This is a genomic window from Mucilaginibacter sp., from assembly GCF_025359345.1.
GTDB lineage: Bacteria > Bacteroidota > Bacteroidia > Sphingobacteriales > Sphingobacteriaceae > Mucilaginibacter.
This window is the reverse complement of sequence record NZ_JANYGQ010000036.1, coordinates 446,407-468,769: the sequence shown is the minus strand read 5'-3', so window position 1 is coordinate 468,769 and position 22,363 is coordinate 446,407. Positions and strand designations below refer to the sequence as shown.

At 44.8% G+C, this 22,363-nt stretch carries 15 protein-coding genes and 1 pseudogene; 8 read left to right on the top strand and 8 right to left on the bottom strand.

Annotation, left to right across the window (positions count from 1 at the left end; all coding sequences use genetic code 11):
* Positions 1-346: pseudogene (locus tag Q0R52_RS27470) on the top strand (glucosamine-6-phosphate deaminase); the annotation flags it as partial.
* An 82-nt stretch (positions 347-428) separates the two neighbouring features.
* Here Q0R52_RS27470 and Q0R52_RS27465 read toward each other — a convergent pair.
* Entirely contained in the window at positions 429-560 is a 132-nt protein-coding gene (locus tag Q0R52_RS27465; protein ID WP_256484551.1) for a hypothetical protein, read from the bottom strand.
* A gap of 61 nt (positions 561-621) precedes the next feature.
* Positions 622-1,482: an AraC family transcriptional regulator gene (locus Q0R52_RS27460; protein ID WP_295801430.1), complete on the bottom strand. Its 861-nt coding sequence runs from the start codon at positions 1,480-1,482 to the stop codon at positions 622-624.
* A gap of 314 nt (positions 1,483-1,796) precedes the next feature.
* Between Q0R52_RS27460 and Q0R52_RS27455 the strand changes: the two genes are divergently transcribed.
* A complete protein-coding gene (locus Q0R52_RS27455) occupies positions 1,797-4,838 on the top strand; it encodes an amidohydrolase family protein (protein ID WP_295801428.1) in 3,042 nt (1,013 codons plus the stop codon).
* 72 nt (positions 4,839-4,910) lie between these two features.
* Positions 4,911-6,233 carry an amidohydrolase family protein gene (locus Q0R52_RS27450; protein WP_295801426.1) on the top strand — a complete coding sequence of 441 codons (1,323 nt, stop codon included), beginning with the start codon at positions 4,911-4,913 and terminating at the stop codon, positions 6,231-6,233.
* A gap of 132 nt (positions 6,234-6,365) precedes the next feature.
* Here Q0R52_RS27450 and Q0R52_RS27445 read toward each other — a convergent pair whose 3' ends face one another.
* Positions 6,366-7,418 (bottom strand): PAS domain S-box protein, encoded by a 1,053-nt coding sequence (locus Q0R52_RS27445; protein ID WP_295801422.1) that lies wholly within the window; start codon positions 7,416-7,418, stop codon positions 6,366-6,368.
* A gap of 420 nt (positions 7,419-7,838) precedes the next feature.
* On the opposite strand from Q0R52_RS27445, the gene Q0R52_RS27440 reads away from it, so the two are divergent.
* Complete coding sequence (locus tag Q0R52_RS27440) at positions 7,839-8,390, top strand: 30S ribosomal protein S16 (RefSeq protein WP_252793676.1); 552 nt, start codon at positions 7,839-7,841, stop codon at positions 8,388-8,390.
* Between the two features lie 91 nt (positions 8,391-8,481).
* Positions 8,482-9,006 carry a ribosome maturation factor RimM gene (gene rimM, locus Q0R52_RS27435; protein WP_295801420.1) on the top strand — a complete coding sequence of 175 codons (525 nt, stop codon included), beginning with the start codon at positions 8,482-8,484 and terminating at the stop codon, positions 9,004-9,006.
* A 177-nt stretch (positions 9,007-9,183) separates the two neighbouring features.
* Here the strand turns inward: rimM and Q0R52_RS27430 are convergent, their stop codons facing one another.
* The 5 genes from Q0R52_RS27430 to Q0R52_RS27410 all read right to left on the bottom strand — a co-directional run bounded on the left by Q0R52_RS27430 (position 9,184) and on the right by Q0R52_RS27410 (position 16,875).
* Entirely contained in the window at positions 9,184-10,788 is a 1,605-nt protein-coding gene (locus tag Q0R52_RS27430; protein WP_295801419.1) for a RagB/SusD family nutrient uptake outer membrane protein, read from the bottom strand.
* A 26-nt stretch (positions 10,789-10,814) separates the two neighbouring features.
* On the bottom strand, positions 10,815-13,904 hold the full coding sequence (locus Q0R52_RS27425; RefSeq protein WP_295801417.1) for a SusC/RagA family TonB-linked outer membrane protein: 3,090 nt from the start codon (positions 13,902-13,904) through the stop codon (positions 10,815-10,817).
* A gap of 235 nt (positions 13,905-14,139) precedes the next feature.
* Positions 14,140-15,213 carry an acyltransferase family protein gene (locus Q0R52_RS27420; RefSeq protein ID WP_295801416.1) on the bottom strand — a complete coding sequence of 358 codons (1,074 nt, stop codon included), beginning with the start codon at positions 15,211-15,213 and terminating at the stop codon, positions 14,140-14,142.
* Between the two features lie 154 nt (positions 15,214-15,367).
* Positions 15,368-15,949, bottom strand: coding sequence for a TetR/AcrR family transcriptional regulator (locus Q0R52_RS27415; RefSeq protein WP_295801414.1), 582 nt, complete (start codon positions 15,947-15,949; stop codon positions 15,368-15,370).
* 176 nt (positions 15,950-16,125) lie between these two features.
* Positions 16,126-16,875: a glucose 1-dehydrogenase gene (locus Q0R52_RS27410; protein WP_295801412.1), complete on the bottom strand. Its 750-nt coding sequence runs from the start codon at positions 16,873-16,875 to the stop codon at positions 16,126-16,128.
* A 326-nt stretch (positions 16,876-17,201) separates the two neighbouring features.
* On the opposite strand from Q0R52_RS27410, the gene Q0R52_RS27405 reads away from it, so the two are divergent.
* The 3 genes from Q0R52_RS27405 (at position 17,202) to Q0R52_RS27395 (ending at position 22,085) form a co-directional block, all read left to right on the top strand.
* The gene (locus Q0R52_RS27405) at positions 17,202-17,951 is read left to right on the top strand and encodes a hypothetical protein (protein WP_295801410.1); all 750 of its coding nucleotides are present in this window, start codon (positions 17,202-17,204) and stop codon (positions 17,949-17,951) included.
* Positions 17,952-18,269: 318 nt separating this feature from the next.
* The gene (locus tag Q0R52_RS27400; protein WP_295801406.1) at positions 18,270-20,108 is read left to right on the top strand and encodes a family 16 glycoside hydrolase; all 1,839 of its coding nucleotides are present in this window, start codon (positions 18,270-18,272) and stop codon (positions 20,106-20,108) included.
* 12 nt (positions 20,109-20,120) lie between these two features.
* Positions 20,121-22,085, top strand: a complete 1,965-nt coding sequence (locus tag Q0R52_RS27395) for a c-type cytochrome (RefSeq protein WP_295801403.1) — start codon at positions 20,121-20,123, stop codon at positions 22,083-22,085.
* Positions 22,086-22,363: the final 278 nt, after the last annotated feature.

The window sequence follows — 22,363 nt, the reverse complement described above, 5'->3', positions numbered from 1 at the left end:
CCACCTGGTTTGTTTCAACATCATATTAGGTGCCTTGAAAGAACTGCAAAAAACAGAGGACTGGGTAAAAGACTGCTGGCTGTGGATGTACCGCGGTGCCTGGCTGGAGTTTGAAACGCACGAAATTGAAATGGCCGTACCCCTTTCGCCGCAGGAAGTGATCCGCAAGCGAAATGCCATCTTCAAGCACCAGAGCCAAAAGGACCGCCCTGTTTTCCCGGGTGATGATGCCAGGGAGTTTTGGGTAAGGGCTGAGGACCGCACAAGGGAAACCGCTCATGCTTACGATAAACTGGGCATGGCCGAATATGAGGCTATGGAAGCGTTTGTGCGGTATATCTATTAACACGATTTAAGGATACTGAGGATTTACAGGATTTTAACCTGCGTTACAATCCTGTAAATCTTATTAATCTTGAAATCGTGTTTTATTTAATCACCGCCAATACCTGTGAAACCGGTGAATATGCTGCCGTGATCTTTTCTAAAAATTTGCTAAAAAAGCCCTGCGGTGTATCTATCAATATTAGCGCCGGGCGTTTGTGTTTTAAAGTTTCCATACCCCAAAGTTGGGGCTTTGCGCCTGCTGCAATTTTGCTGTGAAGCTCTATTTGTTTGCTGTCAGAACACTACTTCCTCTTCATCACGCGTATCTTTAGGCGAAACACCAAACTTTTGCTTGTACACTTTCGAGAAGTGGGATATATTTTCGAACCCACTCGAATAAGCTACCAGCGACACCGGGTCGCATGATTTTTTTAGCTGGTATTCAGCATATTCCAACCTGCGGTTTATCTGCCACTTTACGGGAGTTGTGTGAAAGCGTTCGGTAAATTCTTTTTTAAAGGCGCTTACACTTCTGCCGGTAAGCTTTGCCATATCGGGTATCGACAACTGCCTGTTAAAATTAGCTTCCATAAAGTAAGCCAGGTCCACCTTCCTTTCGCTGACAAGGTATTTCAGGAAAGCCACAAAGGTGTTAGTCTTGTCGCCTGCCAAAATTTGCAATAGCGTTTGATGGGCCGCAAATTTTACGATACACCTCGAATATTCCTGGGGATGTAAAATATGCTGGATTACCTGCTTAATATTAGCATTTATAAACTCTGTGGTTTTAAATGTAAACGGCGGCATATCGGCACAAAACTTTTCGTATCTAATTACGGGGACGTGGCTTTCCAAAAAATAATCGACAAACTCATTCTCCATAAAAATAAGCAGGCTGGTATAATCATCTGATGGAAATATCTGGTAATTGCCGCGTCGTCTGAATTGTATATCCCCGGCCTTAAGGTGATGCACGCTGCTGCCATACCTCACTTCAATAGAACCGGTTAAAACAAACTCAAGACAATGTGCCGTTTGCAGGGTATCATCACAGCTAAAGGGCCGCTTTTTATCAATAAGCACGGCATACATATCTGATAGCCTCAGCCTGATATGCGTATGGTGATTCAGCAAGTCTTTAGGGATTTGTATCATCGTAACAAATTAATTTTCACTAATCTACAGGTTGCATTTCTCTCTTTTTAATTTTTTGGAAATTGTAACAAATAGATGATAAATACTGGAGAATAGTCTGCTTGCTGTTAATGTCATTATACATTTTTCTCACTTAAATCCATCCGGCAAAACCAGAGAAACTTCAAGGCCGGCAAGTCATCTTTCGGTCTTTACTGACTTTTCCGACTTCCGGACTTCCACATTGTAACAAATCCATGATAATACTCTCCTTGCGATCAGGGATTTCGCTAATGTTTAATATATTTAGCTCCGTAACTGACTAAACTATTAACATGAAAAAACTTTTACTTCTTGGCTGCGCCATGCTGTTTGCCTTACTATGCCGGGCACAGCAAACTTTCCCGGTAAACGGCGCCTGGGACATCCGACCCGGACAGTATGCATTTACCAATGCCACCATTGTTGTAAATGCCGAACAAACCATTACCAATGGCGTCTTATTGATTAAAGACCGGCAGATTGAAGCTGTTGGCACTGATGTTAAAATCCCCAAAGGCTATGTAACTATCGACCTGAAAGGCAAGTACATTTACCCCAGTCTTGTTGATGCATACACCGGCTACGGCATCCCCGATGCGCCAAGAGCAGCATTTGCCCAGGGCGGTTTTGGCCGTGCGGCTGTGCCGGTATCAACCAAACCCGGCGCTTACGGCTGGAACGAAGCTATTAAGCCCGAAATGAATGTAAAGGCTGTTTTCCATGCCGATGATTCGAAAGCCGAAGAATTTAAAAAGAACGGCTTTGGTACAGTGCACTCCGTAATACGCGATGGCATTGCCCGCGGCACTTCGGCAGTGGTTACCCTGGGTAACGAGCGCGATAACTTTGTAATATTGAACGACCAGGCTGCTGCCAACTACTCGTTTAGCAAAGGCACCGCGGCAACCAATTATCCTTCATCGTTAATGGGCAGCATAGCGCTGCTGCGTCAAACTTATTATGATGCACAGTGGTACAAAAATCAAAAAGAGGAATACAATATTTCGCTTGACGAATTTAACCGTACACAAGCACTCCCCCAGATTTTTGAGGTTGGCGACCCGCTTAGCGTATTGCGCGCCAATAAAATAGGCAAGGAGTTTGGCAAACAATATATTTTTAAAACCGATGGGCAGGAATACCGCCGCATTGACGCCATGAAGGCTACCGGCGGCAGCTTCATTATTCCGCTTACCTTCCCCGAGGCTTTCGATGTGGAAGACCCGATTGATGCCCGCAATGTGAGCTATACTCAAATGAAAGATTGGGAACTTGCGCCAACCAATCCTGCTGTTATGGAAAAAGCAGGTATAAAATTCGCCATTACATCGTACGGGTTAACGAACGTCCGCGATTTTTGGACAAACCTGCGCACCGCTCTTGATAATGGCTTAACCGAAAAACAAGCTCTAAACTCATTAACTGCTATCCCTGCTGAAATGCTGGGCGTAGCTGATAAGGTAGGCTCGTTAGCCAAGGGTAAAATGGCCAATTTCATTATCACGTCTGACGATTTGTTTAAAAAAGACAACGTGATTTTCGAAAACTGGGTTGAGGGCCGCCAGTATGTGGTTAGCAAAATTGATGTGACCGACCTGCGTGGTAACTATAGTTTTGCCAGCGACGCTTTGCAAAATGTAGTGTTGAAAATTAGCGGCACACCTGGTGCGTACACCGTTAACCTGGAACGTACCGGCGCTGATAGCACCCGGGCAACAGGCACTATTACCCGCATCGCCGACATGGTAAGCATCTATTTCGACCTGAAGAACAAACCTGCCGGCAACGTTAGGCTAAACGGTTACATCACCAAAACATCGCCATTAACCTTTAACGGCAGCGGCATTTTGCCGGATGGCAGCGAAATAAAATGGAGCGCGGCCTATACAGGTCCTGCTGCGCCCGACCGCAACCGTAACGATGTGCCGAAAGCAAATAATGTGGCCGGCCCGGTAATTTACCCGTTTATGGCCTACGGCGCCACCGAATTGCCAAAAGCTGAATCGGTGCTGTTTAAAAATGCCACTGTTTGGACCAGCGATAAAGATGGCATCCTGAAAAACACCGACGTATTGATTGAAAACGGCAAAATAAAAGCCGTAGGCAAGGGCCTCGCACCGGGCACCGCCAAAGTTATTGATGCTACCGGCAAGCACCTTTCGCCGGGTATTGTTGATGAGCACTCGCATATTGCGGGCAGCGGCAGCATAAACGAAGGCACCCAAGCCGTAAGCGCCGAGGTTAGGATCGCCGACATTTTAAATTCGGAAGATATCAATATTTACCGGCAGCTGGCAGGTGGGGTTACTACCTCGCACATTTTGCATGGTTCGGCCAACCCTATTGGCGGCCAAACCCAGCTGATCAAACACCGCTGGGGCGTATTGCCTGACGATATGAAGTTTGAAGGCGCAGACGGCTTTATCAAATTCGCCCTTGGCGAAAACGTAAAAGGCAGCAACAACGGCCCAATTACCGGTGCCGCCCGCTTCCCGCAAACACGTATGGGCGTTGAGGAAGTTTATATTGATGAGTTTACCCGCGCTAAAGAGTATAAAGCTGCGCGTGCCGCAAAAGGCAGCAATGTGCGCCGCGATATTGAGCTGGATGCTATTGTGGAGATACTGGATGGCAAGCGTTTTATCACCTGCCACTCGTACGTACAGTCGGAAATCAACATGCTGATGCACGTTGCAGACTCGATGGGCTTCAAAATAAACACCTTTACCCATATTTTAGAAGGCTACAAAATGGCTGACAAAATGAAAGCACACGGTATTGCCGGTTCAACATTTAGCGACTGGTGGGCCTACAAAAACGAGGTTGCCGAAGCGATACCTTACAATGGAAAGCTAATGCATGACGAAGGCGTTATCGTTGCTTTTAACTCTGACGATGAAGAAATGGCGCGCCGCTTAAACCAGGAAGCAGGTAAATCGGTAGCTTATGGTAAAATGAGCGAGGAGGAGGCTTTGAAACTGGTTACGATTAACCCGGCTACTATGCTGCACGTTGATAAAAAAGTGGGCAGTATTAAAGTTGGTAAGGATGCCGATTTGGTATTATGGTCGGCCGACCCGCTTTCAATTTATGCAGTTGCCGAAAAGACCTATGTAGACGGCATACCATATTGGGATATTGAAAAAGACGCTGCCAACCAGAAAGCCATAAAGGCCGAAGAGGCGCGGATTATCCAGAAAATGATTGCTGCCAAAAACAAAGGCGCTGCAACCCAAAGGCCGGCGGGAAGACGCCCCCGCAACAACGAAAGCGATGAAGATGATGAATTTGTATCGGGCGATGGCGTGGGACAAACTAACTCGAATGGTAAATAATTGATGTGCGAATGTGCAGATATGAAGATGTGCGGATGGGATATTCGGTTAACAAATTAAAAGAGGCATAAAATGAAAAACAAGATATTCATACTTTTTGGAGGATTACTGCTAAGCACCATCCTCGCAAACGGACAGGCAAACATATCGCCGGCAAAGGCGCAAATGAAGCCAATAATAATAAAAGGAGCCACCATTCACGTAGGTAACGGCACCGTAATAAACAATGGCTACATAGCTTTCGATAAGGGCAAGATAACGGCTATTGGCGAAGGCTCGGCACCTAACACTGCCGGGGCTGATGTAGTTGATGCCACAGGTCAACAAATTTATCCGGGCTTTATATGCCCCATAACCACCCTGGGCCTGGTTGAAATTGAAGAGGGAGCCCGCGGTACAGTAGATGAAGAAGAAACCGGCGACCTTAACCCGCATGTGCGCTCGCTGATCGCATTTAACACTGATTCAAAGGTGATTCCAACTGTGCGGTCAAACGGAATTTTGCTGGCACAGCCAACACCTGTTGGTGGCACCATTTCAGGTACATCGTCGGTTGTACAACTGGATGCCTGGAACTGGCAGGACGCTGCTTATAAGGCCGATATTGCTATACACCTAACCTGGCCGGTTGCCAGGGTACAGGGCGGCCGCCGCAGGCCTGCCGTACCAACACCCGGTGTGCCGCAGGAGTCGCCGGCCGAAAGGGCGCAAAAAGCCATCGACGCTATCACCAACCTGTTTAACGAGGCAAAGGCATACGCAGATATTGCAAAGCCCGAAGTAACCAACATCCGTTTGGAAGCCATGAAGGGTTTGTTTAACGGTACTAAAAAGCTGTTTGTAAACGCCGAAGGTGCGAAAGAAATAATACAGGCGGTTGATTTTGGCAAAAAAATGGGCGTGCAGGTGGTTATTGTAGGTGGCAATGAGTCGTACCTGGTTACCGATGTTTTGAAAGACAATAACGTGCCGGTTATATTAAAAGAAACCCAGCGCCTGCCGGATAAAGAGGAAGATGATGTGTACCTGCCATACAAATTGCCAAAAATACTGCAGGATGCGGGTGTAACCTATGGTCTGACAGGTATAGGTTTTTGGCGCCAGCGCAACCTGCCCTTCGAGGCTGGTGAATCAGTGGGTTACGGCTTAACCAAAGAGCAGGCTATATCGATGATCACCATTAACAATGCAAAAATATTAGGTATCGACAAAACCACAGGTACTTTGGAAGTCGGCAAAGACGCCAACCTGTTTGTGTCAAAAGGCGATGCGCTGGATATGATTAGCATTGATGTTGATTATGCATTTATACAGGGCCGCAACATCAACCTTGATAATTTGCACAAACAGCTTTATAAAAAGTTTGCTGATAAATATGGGGTGAAGGCTGATTAGTAGCACTCGTTCAATAAGTTTAGGAAAGGCGATGGGTTTGGGCTCATCGCCTTTTTGCTTTGTAATGTTTTAATATCAACAATTGTTAAACCATAACCAGCGAAATTAACGTAATCACCTTAAATCAGCGGTTCATGGAGTTTGATACTTATCCGGCCGATGTTCATGGCCAATAAAAGTTTTATCAACTATCAGGCGTATCACCTCGTCAATTTCGTTACCAACGGTTAGCAGGTGCTCAATAATTTCCTTGTTATCGGGGTTAAAAAAGTTTACCCTGTCCATTATGGCAATAAGACCCAGCATGCTGGCTACGGGGCGCCTTAATTCGTGCGATGTTAGTGATGCGATGTTCCGGAGGCGCTCATTTTGATCGACCATGGCCTGTTCCGTTTTAAGGCGCTGGGTAATATTTCGGGCGAAACAGCCGACACCAATTATTTCGCCGGTTGAGGTGTATATCGGGTTAAAGCTTATCTCGAACGAAAGTACCTCTTTGGTATCAGGATCGATGCTTTCATCAACCACGTTGTATATTTCGCCGGCCAACGCCCTTTTGTAATAGTTTTGCCAGCTCACCACCGATTGTTTGTTGTAGCCCGGGTGCAGGTACGAGTAATCGCCCTTTTTAGGCTCAACCCCGGTAATGTGGGTGATTTTGCTGCGGTAAGCCTGGTTCATGTAAACATACCGGGTTTCGGTATCAACCGACCAAATCTGGTCGTCGGTATTGTTTATCAGTGCTTCAAGGCTGTTTTTTGTGCCGATCAGTTCCTGTTCCTTAAGTTGCGCCTCTTCCTGGTAACGCCTTTTGTCAGTAGCATCGGCGGCTACAACAATGCGGCAAGCCTGGTTTTTATAGGTGACAGCATGGCTGGTAATTTCGGCATAAACGATACCTCCGGCTTTTGTTTTGTACTTCCAAATCCCCGCGTACGAAGGGCCTTTTGAATTCGGATCGGCCAGGCTATGTTTTTTAAAGTATGTGTTAAATTCTTCAACATCAGCCGGTTCGCGAAGGTTAAGGATGGTTAAGTTTAAAAACTCGTCTTCGGTATAACCATAGTGTTTAACCGCCGCCTTATTTACTTTTAAAATCCGCAACGACTGAACTTCATAAACCCACATGGGGTTTGGGTTATCGTCAAATAAAAAACCAAGTTCGTTAAAAGGCAAATCGGGCATAATTTAATTTTAGCGCCTGGGCATTTTTATAAAGTTAACTATTATTTTAAATTTTAACCATTTGCCCGGCCAAATTACCGGGATTTTGCTTCAAAACACATTAATGGCTGCAACCAGCTATTATTTTGCGATACTAAACATATCTGCCGGTTTTTAAAAGAAGAAAGTGAATTTTAGTGATTAGTTAATTGGAGATTAGAGGTTGGTGAATGCGGAAGTAGGAATGCCAATTTCGGAATATAGGTCATTTTTCAACTAATCTCTAATTAACCAGCCTCTGATCACTCCCCCTTAATCTCTAATCAACTAACCTCCAATCACTAAATGACGAAATCATTTCCAATTAATAAATATAATACCTACCTTTGCATCCCCGCAGAAAGGACTCCGGGGACAATGTTGAATACATAAAATTAAAAAATGGCAACTAAAATCAGATTGCAAAGACACGGTAAAAAAGGTAAACCCTTTTATTACATCGTGGTAGCCGATGCGCGCGCGCCGCGTGACGGACGTTTTATTGAGCGTTTAGGCTCATACAACCCAAACACTAACCCTGCAACTATCGACATCAATTTCGATAAAACGTTGGATTGGGTTAACAATGGTGCACAGCCTACAGATACCTGCCGTGCTATACTATCTTACAAAGGTGTATTGTACAAAAAACACTTACAGGGCGGCCTTAAAAAAGGTGCGTTAACTGAAGAGCAGGTTGAAGCAAAATTCCAGGAATGGTTAGATACCAAAGAAGGAAAAATTACAGGTAAGAAAACAGGTTTAGTATCAGCAAAAGACGAAGCGCGTAAAGCTGCTTTGGCTGCCGAAGCTAAAAAGAAAGAAGCAAAAGCTGCGGCTATTGTTGCTAAAAACACGCCTGAAGTTGAAGAAGTTGAGGCCCCTGCCGAAGAAGAAGCTGTTGAAGCTCCGGAAGCTGCAGCTGACGAAACTCCTGCAGACAGCGCTGAATAATTTCAGACAAGAATTTATAAACAATGGCGAAGAACTTAAAGTTACTTCGCCATTGTTGTTTAATATACATTCCCCGTAACAACTCAATGTTATGACAACCGAAGATTGTTTTCGCATAGGCAGTATTTTAAAACCCAAAGGGCTTAAAGGCGAGCTGCATATTTATGTTGATTTTGATGGAATTGAAAGTGTAAAGTTCAATACCGTTTTTGTTGAAACTGCCGGTAAGCTGGTGCCCTATTTTGTAGAATCGATAAAATACCTGCAAAAAAATGCGGCCTACCTGTTCCTGGAAGATGTGAATACAATTGAAAAGGCAGCCACGCTTGCTAAAAAAGATATTTATCTGCCAAATAAGCTGAAGCCCAAAAAGAAAGAAGCTGAATTTACCCTGTTCGACCTGGTTGGTTTTACCGCTATTGACGATTATGAAGGCGAGCTCGGCAAAATTACCGACGTGCAGGAATACCCGCAGCAAATACTGGCCACCGTTACCTATAAAAACTGCGAAGTGCTTTTCCCGCTTAACGAGGAAATAATTAAAGGCATAGATGTGGTGAAGGAGATAGTGCGCGTTGATTTGCCGGAGGGGTTATTAGATATTTATTTGGATTGATTGCTGCGCCAACAAACAAAAATTAAAAAAATAAAGGAAAATTTTGGCCAGGAAAATTGAATTGTTTTTAAGGCATAAAGCAGAATTTACAGATTAAAGAAAATAATCTGTAAAAAAAGCAGATAATGCAAAAAGGCCCTCTTTTGAAGGGCCTTTTCGTATTTATAATTAACGTTATTAGTTTTTGGTAGCTAAATCCCACCATAAACGTGTACCGCCGTTGTCGGGGCCGTTAAGCAGGGCTACGGCTTTGGTTACTTCCTGGTTATTATCCCTGTACTCGTTTGCAGAGAATGGCAGCCTGCGGATAAAATCCATGGTGCTGATTGTTCCCTGGCTATTGTTAACTACAACAGGCATTAAAACCGGGTAATTAGTTCTCCTGAACTCCGACCATGCTTCCTGGCCATCAGGCCATAAACCTAACCATTTTTGGGTGATGATGCGCTCCAACTTATGCTGATAGGTATCTGCCTCATTCCATTTAACGGTTATCTTACTTAAGTAAGGTGAGTTGGCCGGTACGTTGTTTACAGCGCTTGATAAATCGACATAAGGCGCTTCAGTACTTGTTGCATCACTGAGGTAAGTGCCTGATGATACATTGCTTTGCGCAAACGAGGTGTTTATACCCTGCTCATAAAAGCTTTGGGCTGTACCACCGGCATTCCAGCCACGTAATGCTGCTTCTGCTTTCAGGAAATAAACTTCTGACGCGGCCATAAACCTGATAGGTGATGTGCTGGTCAATTTAAAGTTACTTGCGTCGGCATACTGGCTGGTTGAGCTAATTGCAACACCATTACGGATACCACGGAACTCGCCGTTTTTGTTTGGCACAAAGTAAGCCGCAAGCCTTGGGTCGTTAAATCCTTTAAGGTAGCACTCCATTGGCGCGCCGAGGTTAATGTCGGTATATTCGTAGTCAACAGACCAAAGCGGGTTCGTAAACGTTACCCCGTTTGCAGCTTGTACATAAGCATTGTCATCATTGCTCGCAATCAGGCCGCCTGCATCGGTCATCGCTGCCTCGCCCTGGGTTTTTGCTGTGGCAGGGTCGACCATTGAAATGCGTATTGCCAAACGTAATTTTAATGAGTTGGCAAATTTTAGCCATTTGGTATAATCGCCACCATAAATCAAATCATAAGCAGCCATTGGCTTAGCGCCGGGATGAGCCACGATATAATCTTTTAAAGTTTTAATGGCTATATTCAATTCAGCGAAAAACTGGTTGTAAACGGCCTGCTGGCTGTCATAAGGTGTTGAAAGCCCACCTTTGCCAAACTGAATATACGGAATAGGACCGTAGATATCGGTAAGGCGGTGCATGCCCTCGACCTTTAAAATGTAAGCTACCGCTAAAAAGTCAGGGGCTGCTGTAGCAGCCTTTTTGTAAACTGATTGCCAGTTACTCATTATTGACGGGTAAGCCAAATCAAAGGCTGCTGTATTCCAGCCCGAAACCAAACCATAGTTGGTATTGTTTACGCCGCCGTTAAACGGATCGCCCGACATCATAAAGCCTGAGTAAATATCGGCATTCAAATTTTGCTGAACCTGGAAGTTGTAGTTTGTTGAGTTTATAACACCTAACTGCATCGGGATCAGGAATGATCCGTAGCCTTCGCCATCAATTTTCAACAATGAGTCGGTAGCATTATACTTGTTGGTATTATACTTTTCAAAATTTTTGGTACACGAAGATTGGGTGACAGTGAAGCCCAGCCCTATAAGAGCTAAAGCGACACCTAATTTTTTATTTAAATATTTTGTTTTCATATTAATATCATTTATGAATCTGACAATTAGAACTGGGCGCTAACTTTAAAGCCAAAGCTTCTGATGGATGGGAGGTTGAATACGTCAAGGGCCTGCAAACCGTTTCCTGCAGATAAGTTAGCATCCGGGTCAAACGGCGCATTATTTTTTATCATCCAAAGGTTCCTGGCAACAACCGAAATGCCAATATTTTTAACCTTATTGTTTAAAAGGCTGCCCGGTAAAGTATATCCAAACACCAGTTCGCGTAAACGGATGTTTGTCGCGCTGTAGGTATACAGATCAGCAGTAGGGTTTCTGCCGCCAATTGTTTTATAGTAAGTTTTTGCATCAACCATTTTGCCGTTAACATTCACGCCACCGGCATCACGTGCTGCGGCAGAAGCTTCTGAAACGCCGTACTGGTCAAGGATTGCCTGTGTGCCTGATACAACCTGTCCGCCAAACTTACCGTCGATAAGAAAGCTTAACCTGATGCCTTTGTAAGTAAACTCATTTTGCACACCTGCAACAAAGTTAGGGTTTACGTTACCGATTTTCGTGTATTCTGAGGTTGATTTGATCGGAACGCCGTTTGCATCGACAATGTAATGTCCCTGGGCGTCTTTTTCGGAAGCCAGGGCATACATATCGCCGTAAGCGCCACCTTTTTGTACCCTTAAGTTGAACACATCGCCTGATAGGTTCACATAATCAAGGGTGGTTAATTTACCTGTTGCCGGATCGGTGTATTCCAATACATCAAGCACTTTGTTTCTGTTTAATGAGAAGTTAAAGCTTGGTTTCCAGGTAAGATCGCCAAATTTAGCATTGTAACCCAAAGTTAACTCCAAACCTTTGTTCTCTAAGTCGCCGCCATTAAAGTAATAAGTGCTATAACCGGTTGTAGGACTGGCACTAATAGAATAAATCTCGTTTTTAGTGAACGATTTGTAAGCGTTAAATGTAAAAGTAAGTTTATCGTTAAATAAACGCAGGTCGGTTCCTAACTCATAAGAGCGGGTTTTTTCGGGCTTGAGATCTAAGAATGGCTTTGCACCAATTGAATTTACAGAACCGTTTGATACTGCGTAGCTTGGGTTGGTAGCATACGGGATTGCACCTGCACCGTTACCAACGTTGGTAAGGTTAGCACGGATTTTAGCGAAGCTGATGAAATCAGGCAGCTTTGTAAGCTGGCTTAATACCAGGTTCAAGCCAACCGAAGGGTAAAAGAAATCCTGCTTAGCTGTAAAGGCTAAACTCGAATCCCAGTCATTCCTGCCGGTTACATCTAAAAATAAATAATCCTTATAGCCTAACGTAGCTGTGCCAAATACAGATTGGATCTGTTGCCTGTCGGCATATTGGGTAGGGTGTACTTTTGTATAATCGATATTAGCTATGGAGAATACGTTAGCAATGTTCAGCAAGGCACCATTTGTATTTGATCCCTGGGTTTGTGAATTTTGCAAACTGCCACCGATGTTTGCAGTAAGGCTGAAGTTGCCAAACTTTTTATTTACGTTGGCGATCAGATCTGCATAGGTTTGGTTAATGCTGCTTGGATTGTAACCGTAAGAGCCTTTAGGGCCTACCAGTACGTTACTTGAGGTAGCAAAATTTTCGGATTCAAAAACGTCTTCAGTCCTGTCGACTTTTAAACGGCCGGCAATATTTAACCAGTTAGTGATTTCATATTTCAAGCTAACGGTACCTAGTATACGGTTTAGCTTGTCCTGGTTGTTGTTGCGGTTTGTGATCCAGTATGGGTTTTGTGTAGCAATGTCATTGATAGCATAGGGCCAGTTCTGAGCGAATAACACACGGGTAGGATCGTAAACTTCATAGTTGTTTTTATATTGGTTAAAATCAACTCCGCGGGGGAACAGGTATAATGATACCAGGGGGTTATAATAGTAACCCTGGTTTGGCCTGTTATTAACTGTTTGGCTTACGTAGTTAGCCGATACATCAAGCGTTAGTTTATCATTAAAGAATTTGCTGGTATTCCTTGCTGTAAAATTGTACTTATCTAACTTGTTAGACGGGATCAAGCCGGTTGAATTGGTGCTTTCGAAAGAGAAATAGCTCTGATTTTTTTCAGTACCGGTTTGTAATGAAAGTGCGTTGATGAAAGTTTTGCCAGTGTTAAAGAATGACTTAGGATCGGCAGAATTGTTGGCACTTATTTTTGGCCCCCAACTTTCGGGAGAGAAAGTAACGGGAACGCCATTTTCTTCAGTTGTTTCGCCATAAGTAGTTTGCAGTTTTGGAATTTCGAACGGTTTTTCAAAAGTAGTGTTTGATGAAAAACTGATAAGCGGTTTACCAACTTTACCCTTTTTAGTGGTTATTAAAATAACGCCGTTTGATCCCTGGCCGCCGTAAAGCGCTGACGCCGAAGAGCCTGGTAATACACTAATGCTTTCAACATCGTCAGGGTTTAGGTTTTCGATACCATCACCGCGATCCATGCCACCAAATACGCCGCCAATCTGGCCGCTTAGGTTGCGTGGCATCGGGATACCGTCAATTACATAAAGCGCGTTGTTATCGCCGTTAATCGACTTGTTGCCACGCAATACAACTTTGGTTGAGCCACCTACGCCTGATGAGCTTTTGGTGATTTGCGCACCAGCAATTTTACCCGACAGGCTGTTTACCAAACTTGCATCAGGAACGTCAGTAACCTGGGTGCCTTTAATGGTTTGCACGCCGTACGACAAGGTTTTTGATTCCCTTGAAATACCTAATGCTGTTACAACCACTTCCTGTAGTTGTTTCGAGTCGGGCGCCAGGGTTACCGTAATATTGGCATCGGTGCCAACGGTAACTTCTTGTTTGGCGTAGCCAATGTAGGTAAACACCAACACGTCGCCCGGGTTGGCATTTAAAGTAAATGCACCGTTAACATCGGTTTGCGTACCGGTTGTGGTGCCTTTTATCGATACAGATACGCCAACCAACAACTCGCCGGTGTTATCTTTTACAATCCCTTTAACAGGGCCCTGGGCATGTACAGCCTTGCCATTTATCCCTTTGATTTTCAATGGATTTGAGTAGCCATTGATACAGCAGGCTATTAATAAAGCCGCTGTTAAACAACAAAATTTTAATGGTAAATTAATCTTCATAAGATTCTTCTTTAGGTAATTAAGTAATGGTTGAGAAATAATTGCTAAACTTAAAAAAAATGCCATGAAAAGTAGGTGGCTTTTTAAATTATTTTAAAAAGTATGACATATTTCGGACATTGTCGAAATTTTAAGGGCTTAATAAGGATTTAACATTATGGGATTTAAATTTCGCCCGAGGGGTGCCCCCGGGTATCTTTTAGCCCAAATTACGCGAACGAAGGTTTACATAGTTTTAACCAACCAACCATTTACTCTTTGGGAGCAGGGATAGTAACTTAACAACCAGGAAGGTTAAGATGAAAGTACAGACGCCGATAAGAGGGATCTTAACGGCGGCACTGGCAAAGCGTTTGTCAACCAGCGAGTGTACCGCGTTTAACACAAGTATATGCGCCAGGTAAATACCATAGCTTTTTGCGGCAATATCTATCCACAGCTTTATGAACGGCCGGTCGGGGTTTTTTATGCTGATGTTTTTAAACATCAGGAATGCGCCGGTGGTCATCATGGCAACGTTAATGGTTTCGAACCCCCAGGTTAATACAAGTTTGCTTACATGCGTTTCGGTTGGCAGCCTTTGTAAAAATCCATAGGTTGTTAACGCATAGCCCACAATAATGAGTACAATACCTGCCGGGTAGTTCCATTGCCGGGGCTCCATATGAAAGCGTTTGATATAATTGGCCAGCACCACGTAGCCCAAAAAGCCCGAAAAGTAATAGAGCATGGGGGTGCGGTTCCAGAAAGTCTCGCCCCAAATTTCGGGTATAACCAGGTGGATGTAGGGAATACAAAGTGTTACGCCCCACAGTAGCAGGTAAAACTCCATATTTTTACGGGTAGCCGTTTGTATCCATGGCGACAGGATAGGGGCAAACAGGTAAATACCCAGCAGCATATACACAAACCACAAGTGGCCAATTTGCGCCCCATAATTTAGCGGTATGTTGGCGATATGGGCAAGAGTGGTCCCCATATCGGCATAGCCTTTTAAATAATAATAGAGCGCATAAAAAATGCACCATAAAACAAAAGGAATAGCTATACGACTGAACCTCTTTTTGAAAAAAGCAGGCACATCCTTCACAGGGAAAAGAAAAAGCCCCGATATCATTACAAACAACGGCACCGACACAATGCACAACGGCGTGTACCAGCCAACCCAGTAGGCATCAACTTTATTTGCCACCAGGTCGCCATTGCCGATATAGTAAAACTCGCCGGCGTGGGCCTGTATTACCATATAACAGGCAATCACCCTTAAAATATCGAGGCCGTAATTACGTGAAGGGGGATTTATTGCCATGCAGGTTTGGTAATGTTATTACAAGTTACGTTTTTTCAGGTGCTTTTACGCAGCAGCAGTCAATGTAGTTACAGCGGACGCAGTTGCAGCTGAACATAAAAAAGAAACAGTAGCCGCAGCCAGGAGTCAAGAATCAGCTTGGGAGAAGGTGGCTTTAATCAAGCGCAGACAAAGCCAGCCTGATGATGTCGTCGAACACACTTTTATCTACGGTTGATTTGGCGGTTACGCGTAAGCCTTTTATGGTGTTAAATGTAAAGCGGGCAAGGGCGCGCGCATCCTGCCGGTTAGTAATCTCACCACTTTCCTGTCCTTTTTTTATTACCTGGTAAAAAACATCTTCAACCTGCTGGTCGTTCTGGCACACCAGTTTACTAACTTCCGGGTCGTGCGGGGCTATTTCTACTTCGGCATTCACCATAAAACAGCCCTTCTGCATCCGGTCGCCAAGCAGTTCACCGATAATATATTCAAGCAGTGTCTTTACGGTTTCTTTAGCAGATCCTCCGCTGTTAACGATACCGCAAAGTTTAGCCGAGCCGGCGCATTGATAGGCCTCCAATGCTTTAACAAATAGTGTGTGCTTATCAACATAGGTGTCGTAAAGGCTCGAGCGGCTGATGCCGAGGCCATCCACCAGGTCCTGCATGGAAGTGCCGTTGTAGCCTTTGTGCCAAAAAATAGCAATGGCTTTGTTCAGCACCTCGGTTTCATCAAAATCTTTTGTTCTTGCCATAACAGGAATAGCCTCGCTTACAATTAAGCAAAGCTATTCAATTTAAAGAGGTTATTAAAATGATAGTCTGAAATCAGAAGCCGGAGGTCAGAAAAATTAAACTGCCGCACTTATCAGGTTGTGTTTCGTCCCGGATTTTTACTTCCGACTTCTGACCTCCGACTTCGGACTTCTTCTTACCTCACACCGCCACCTGCAAGCAAAGTTTCGCCTGTTAACCAGCGCGACTCTTCTGATGCAAGGAATACGGCCACCAACGCAATATCTTCCGGCTGACCAATACGGCCAAGTGGTGCGGTACGCTCGGTTTCTGCCTGGAAGTCGCTGCCGATAAAGCCTGCGCTGTGGGTGCCTTCGGTTTCAACCATTCCCGGATTGATGGAGTTTACCCTGATTTTTTTCGGGCCAAGCTCTTTTGATAATACATGGGTAATGGCATCAACCGCACCTTTGGTTGCGGTGTAAATCGAGCTGCCGATCGGGGCAATGTTGCTTACAACCGAACCGATATTGATAATGCTGCCGCCGTTTTCGTTAAAGCTTTTCAGCGCACCTTGTGTTGTGAGCAATAAGCCAAGCACGTTGGTATCAAACTGGCTGTGAAATTCTTCTTCGGTAAGTTGTTCTATCGGGGCGAATTTGTAAACGCCGGCGTTGTTTACCAATATATCTACCGCGCCAAATTCTTTACTGGTTTCAGCAAATAAACGGGCCACATCGGCCGATTTTGATACGTTGCCTTGTACGGCAATGGCTTTGCCGCCATTGCTGATGATATCGGCTACTACCTTGTCGGCGCCTTCCTTGGCCGATGAGTAGTTTACTACTACCGATGCGCCTTCGGCTGCCAGGCTTTTGGCTATGCCTGCGCCAATACCTTTTGATGCGCCTGTTATTACTGCTACTTTGTTTGCTAACTTTTTCATGGTTTTGAATTATTAATTTTTCTATATTTGGAATAATCGTTCCGCAAATGTAAAACATTAATGGAACGTTCGTTCCGTTAATTGAAAAGATTAGCCGGGGATGACAAACCGATTGAAAAATATCAGCTTTACGCAAACCTTTCCCTTCGATAAGACTCAGGGCAGGCTTGTACCTCAGGGTGGCATGCCTTCGCACGTTCGATAGAGGAGCGGGGGATCAAAAAAGAATCTTCCGAACACCTATGGGGTTATCCCGGATTTTATTTTTTTGTTTATTAATTTGTATTATTTTTAGAATTAATATCAACATTAAAATAACCTGAATTTTGGATACAACCCTACCACACCAGCAACCGGTAAAAACGAAGCGCAAAAAGAAACCCTTATACGGCAACGCACCCTGGTATTTCGGGTTTGGTCTGCTGGTTATTTTGGCGGGCTTTTATAATTCCTTCCTGATGCAATTTGGCACTACCGATAATAAGCACCAGTTTCACGGTGTGGCTGCCTTATGCTGGATGCTGCTGCTGATTGTGCAGCCCTTGCTCACTGCCAAAGGCACGCTGAAATGGCACCGAGTTTTGGGTAAAATATCGTTTGTGCTGGTGCCCTTTGTGGTGTTAAGCGTATGTTTAATGGAGCAAACCATGATCGCTTCCAAAGCTCATTATCCGCCCAACTCTGTTTACCAGCTGGCCTTTGTCGATTTTTTATCGGTTGTCCAGTTCCTGTATTTTTATGTGATGGCTATTGTAAGCCGGCGCAAGATCCAGGAACATGCACGCTACATGGCCGCCACTGTATTTATTTTTATCATCCCCGGCTTAGGCCGGCTGCTGTTTTTGATACCGGCCATCAATTCATTCAACCGTACCCTCAATGTAAGTTATTTCCTCACGGAGCTTGCACTTTTAGCCCTCATTTGGGATGACCACCGCAGCGGCAAGATCCGTAAACCCTACGTAATTGCCCTGGCAATGTTTGCCGTTCAGCATGTGCTGTTGAATTTTATAGTAGGGTATGTGCCGTGGGAGAAGGTGATGGATGCTTATGCCGGGTTGAGTGTTTTTCATTAATACAGAATATTTGAAAACACAAAATTGGGTTTTGCTAAATGATTGGAAGCTGTTTATACGGTTAGCTAAAATGCCGCAAGACTCACGTCTTCCCGCAAGCACTTCCTCCCCTAACCCCCCTATTATAATATAACCAAAGGGAAAAAGCTTGCGGAAGCAGGGAATTTCTTAGGGGCTTTCGGACCGAACGAAATTACACCGGGCAATGATAAAACAATCTTTGCAATCGATTGCACAAATTTATTATATTTGTTTTTAGATGCAATACCTACATTAGGTAGGTGCCTTAGCCAACTAACCAATTATAATTGAAAATCAATGCATTACTTTAACCAATCTCCTAAACTCTTTGGCAAAAAAAGGTTTTGGATAGCGTGTGTTTGCCTGTTGGGTTGCCAGCAACTCCGGGCGCAAAGCGTGGTACCCCTTAATGATCTTTCTTTTTTCGACAACCCATCGCCAAACTGGAAGATAGCAGCCGGTGCGCAGGCTGATATTGTGCAGGATGAAGTTTTAACTGTTAAAGATGGTAACGGGATTTTAGTAAACCTTACTGGTAAAATGGGGGCTAAAGACCTTTTTACCAAAACTGTTTATGGCGATGCCGACATAGAACTTGATTATATGATGGCCAAAGGTTCAAATTCAGGCATCTATTTGCAGGGGCGTTATGAAATCCAGCTATTGGATAGCTGGGGAACGGTAAACCCGAAACCTGGCGATAACGGGGGCATTTATGAACGTTGGGACGATAGCAAACCCGAAGGACAACAAGGGTATGACGGCCATGCGCCAAGGCAAAATGCCAGTCGTGCGCCGGGCTTATGGCAGCATATGAAAATTTCGTTCCAGGCGCCGCGCTTTGATAGCAACGGCCAAAAGGTTTCAAACGCGAAAGTGCTTTCTGTTTGGTTGAATGGTGTTTTGATCCAGGATAATGTAGAGCTTTCCGGGCCAACCCGCGGTGCGATGGCTAATAAAGAAGCAGCAACGGGTCCGCTGCGTTTGCAGGGCGACCATGGCCCGTTAGCGTTTAGAAATATTAAAATAACCAGTTTTGACAAACCCCGCCTGACACTTTCAAACCTGAAATATTGGGTTTATAAAGGTGGTGCTATTTTAGGTGATGAATATAAGAAGCTAAAGCCAGAATCTGAGGGGGCTTCGCCTGTGTTGTCATCAAACTTAAGTAAGCTAAACAATGATTTTTTGATCCGTTACACAGGAAATATCCAGGTTAAAGAAGCCGGCGAATATGCTTTTAAGCTGAGTGTACCGGGCGGGAAAGGAACTTTAAGGATAAATGGCACCGATGCTGTGACAGTAAGCCAGAACCGGGGTGAAGGTGCAATACAATTACAACCCGGCGATCATCCATTTGAATTGTTCTATTCAAAAACTGCTGATTGGGCGAAGCCGGCGTTAGGGCTTACTGCATCCGGCCCGGGTATTCGTGAATATTTGTTAAGCGATGCTAATGTTAGCAACAATGATCCTGTTGATCCTATTTTGATCAACGCCACTTCAAACACCATTCTACGTAGTTTCTCTGATCTGCCGGGAGGCATAAGGGTTACACATGGGGTAAATGTGGGCAGCCCTGAGCTGTTGCATTACACTTACGACCTGGATAAAGGAATGATTGTGGGGATGTGGCGCGGAGGTTTTTTGGATGCTACCCCGATGTGGCATGACAGGGGCGACGGTTCTTCGCGCCCGGCCGGTTCTGTTCAATACCTTGGCAAGCCGGTACCCGCTATTGAAAAACTTAGCGATGCAAATACCGCCTGGGCTTTGGATACTGCGGGCACGGGATACAAGCCCAAAGGCTATGTTTTAAATGCTGAAGATGTGCCGGCTTTTAAATACATTATTTACGGTTCACCGGTAAGTGATGCCAGTAGCGTAATGGATAAAGGGCAGGGCATTCACAGGGAAATAACACTTACAAATCCTGTAACGGGCCTGTTCTATCACCTTGCATCGGGCAATATCGAAACGCTTGGAAACGGTTTGTATGCTATTGATGATAAGTCCTATTATATCCGCGTTGATGACGCTGTGGGGGGAGCCAAAGCTATTGTACGTGATGCGGGAGGAAAGCAGGAGCTTATCATTCCGATACAAAACAAATTAACTTATTCAATTATTTTTTAAGCTGCCTTGATCATGAACAATACTTTAAAACAAATGATAAACAGGGGCACGTTTTTATTTACGCTGGTAACTATTGTGCTGTTGGGCGATATAAAAAATACTTTTGCCCAGGCCGAATCGCCAAAGGAAGACGATTTTTTTAAGATCATGAAAGTGCCCGCACCCGAAGGCACCATACTTGAAGTTGGCGGTTTGTGCACGCTGCCTAATGGTACTTTGGCTGTGACTACCCGTCGCGGTGACATTTTTATGGTTGAGAATCCTGCGGGGCAGCACCCTTTCTTTCGTAAATTCGCTTCGGGCCTGCATGAGGTGCTGGGAGCAGCCTGGAAAGATGGCGCTTTATATGTTGTTCAGCGGGGCGAGCTTACCAAATTGGTTGATACCAATATGGATGGCAAGGCCGATGTTTTTGAAACTATTTATGCGTGGCCGTTATCGGGTAACTACCATGAATATAGCTTCGGCCCCAAAATTGCACCTGATGGCTCATTCTTTGTTACCCTGAACCTGGGCTTCCCGCCCGATTGGTGGCACCCTAAAAGTTTTGTACCTTACAGGGGCTGGGCCTTAAATATTAAGGAAGATGGCACTGTTACCCCATGGGCAGCCGGTTTTAGATCTCCCTGCGGTATCAGTATGATTGATGGCGAACTTTGGTATGCCGATAACCAGGGCGACTGGGTAGGGTCGGGCAGTATAATGCCGATAAAAAAAGGCGCTTTTATGGGGCACCCTGCAAGCCTGGTTTGGACAAGTTTGCCCAATTCGCCATTGAAACTAACTTCTGAACAATTTTATAGCAAAAACAACCCAAGGATAGAATTTGATAAAAACGGTCAACCTGTAAAACCACAGGACGTGGTTAATGAAAAATTTAAGACTGAGTTTGAAGCCAAAAAAGAAATTCCGGAACTACAGCTACCCGCTGTTTGGTTGCCTCATGGCATATTAGGGATCTCAAACTCCGAAATTGTTAAGATTCCGGAGGGTGCGTTTGGCCCTTTTGCAGGGCAACTACTGATATGCGACCAGGGCCAAAGCATGGTCGACAGGATATTTTTAGAAAAAGTTAACGGCGAATACCAGGGCGCTGCCTGGGCTTTCAGAAGCGGCTTTCAGTCCGGAATTGTAAGGCTGGCCTGGCTGGCAGATGGTTCATTGGCTACGGGCGAAACTAACCGTGGCTGGGGATCGGCGGGAGAGGCCACGATGGGGCTGCAACGTTTGGTATGGAACAACAAACTTCCGTTTGAAATGCGTGCCATCCGTGCCATGCCCGATGGCTTCGAAATAGAATTTACCAAACCGGTTGATAAAAAAGTGGCGGAAGATATTGCATCGTACTCGATAGAAAGCTTCATTTATAAATATCACGGCGTATATGGAAGCCCGCCTGTAAATACTGAAAAATGCCCTATAGCCGGCGTTAAAGTATCCGACGATGGTTTAAAGGCAAGGCTTATTGTTAACAATTTACGCCGGTATTATATCCATACTATTACGCTTAACGGCATCCGCGATAAGGAGAATTATTTCAATTTAGTTCATCCAACGGCATATTATACGCTAAACAACATCCCCGAAGGACAAAAACTGTCCATGACGGGAGTAAGTACGGTAAACTCGGCTAAAGCCGCAGTTTCGGACAACCTGAAAAAAGGTGTGGCGGGTAAAAAGGGCACGGCAGTAAAATCTGCCGCCGGGTTAAATGCTGTTCCCGCTTATGCTGAAGTGCAGGCTATCCTGCTGAAAAATACCTGTCTTTCGTGCCACAATGCTACAAAAAGGCAGGTTGGTCCGGCGTATGTTGACGTAGCTAAACGAAAATACAGTGTGGCCGAATTGATTCAACTGATCCATAACCCTAAGCCGGAACATTGGCCCGATTATTCAACACCGATGCCGCCGATGCCACAGGTTCCTAGAGAGGATGCCCGAAAGATTGCGCTATGGATCAAATCGCTGGCCAAATAAATTAAATTTTAATCCTGGTTAAATTGATTTAATAATAAAACGCTCACAAGCTCCTGCAAGCATTTTTCCGCTGGCAGCAAGGCTCCTGCCTTGCTGCCAGCGTTTTGGTATCCCGCGCGCCATGTAGCAACATCCCCGGGGTAGCGATTGTTGTCCCGAACATTCGGGGGCCTTCGAGCCTGGTGGCTGCAGCCGTATGATTACTAACCAGCGGAGCGACTACGTTTCTAACAGCGTGGAAGCCCGTATTAATTATGCGATTGTTTTAGCAAGCGGTT

Excerpts from the sequence above, each read along its gene's own strand:
- Q0R52_RS27400 (WP_295801406.1), top strand. The coding sequence starts at position 18,270 with ATGCATTACTTTAACCAATCTCCTAAACTCTTTGGCAAAAAAAGGTTT.
- Q0R52_RS27415 (WP_295801414.1), bottom strand. The coding sequence starts at position 15,949 with ATGGCAAGAACAAAAGATTTTGATGAAACCGAGGTGCTGAACAAAGCC.
- Q0R52_RS27445 (WP_295801422.1), bottom strand. The coding sequence starts at position 7,418 with ATGCCCGATTTGCCTTTTAACGAACTTGGTTTTTTATTTGACGATAAC.
- Q0R52_RS27440 (WP_252793676.1), top strand. The coding sequence starts at position 7,839 with ATGGCAACTAAAATCAGATTGCAAAGACACGGTAAAAAAGGTAAACCC.
- Q0R52_RS27430 (WP_295801419.1), bottom strand. The coding sequence starts at position 10,788 with ATGAAAACAAAATATTTAAATAAAAAATTAGGTGTCGCTTTAGCTCTT.
- Q0R52_RS27420 (WP_295801416.1), bottom strand. The coding sequence starts at position 15,213 with ATGGCAATAAATCCCCCTTCACGTAATTACGGCCTCGATATTTTAAGG.
- Q0R52_RS27465 (WP_256484551.1), bottom strand. The coding sequence starts at position 560 with ATGGAAACTTTAAAACACAAACGCCCGGCGCTAATATTGATAGATACA.
- Q0R52_RS27395 (WP_295801403.1), top strand. The coding sequence starts at position 20,121 with ATGAACAATACTTTAAAACAAATGATAAACAGGGGCACGTTTTTATTT.
- rimM (WP_295801420.1), top strand. The coding sequence starts at position 8,482 with ATGACAACCGAAGATTGTTTTCGCATAGGCAGTATTTTAAAACCCAAA.
- Q0R52_RS27425 (WP_295801417.1), bottom strand. The coding sequence starts at position 13,904 with ATGAAGATTAATTTACCATTAAAATTTTGTTGTTTAACAGCGGCTTTA.
- Q0R52_RS27460 (WP_295801430.1), bottom strand. The coding sequence starts at position 1,482 with ATGATACAAATCCCTAAAGACTTGCTGAATCACCATACGCATATCAGG.
- Q0R52_RS27450 (WP_295801426.1), top strand. The coding sequence starts at position 4,911 with ATGAAAAACAAGATATTCATACTTTTTGGAGGATTACTGCTAAGCACC.
- Q0R52_RS27455 (WP_295801428.1), top strand. The coding sequence starts at position 1,797 with ATGAAAAAACTTTTACTTCTTGGCTGCGCCATGCTGTTTGCCTTACTA.
- Q0R52_RS27410 (WP_295801412.1), bottom strand. The coding sequence starts at position 16,875 with ATGAAAAAGTTAGCAAACAAAGTAGCAGTAATAACAGGCGCATCAAAA.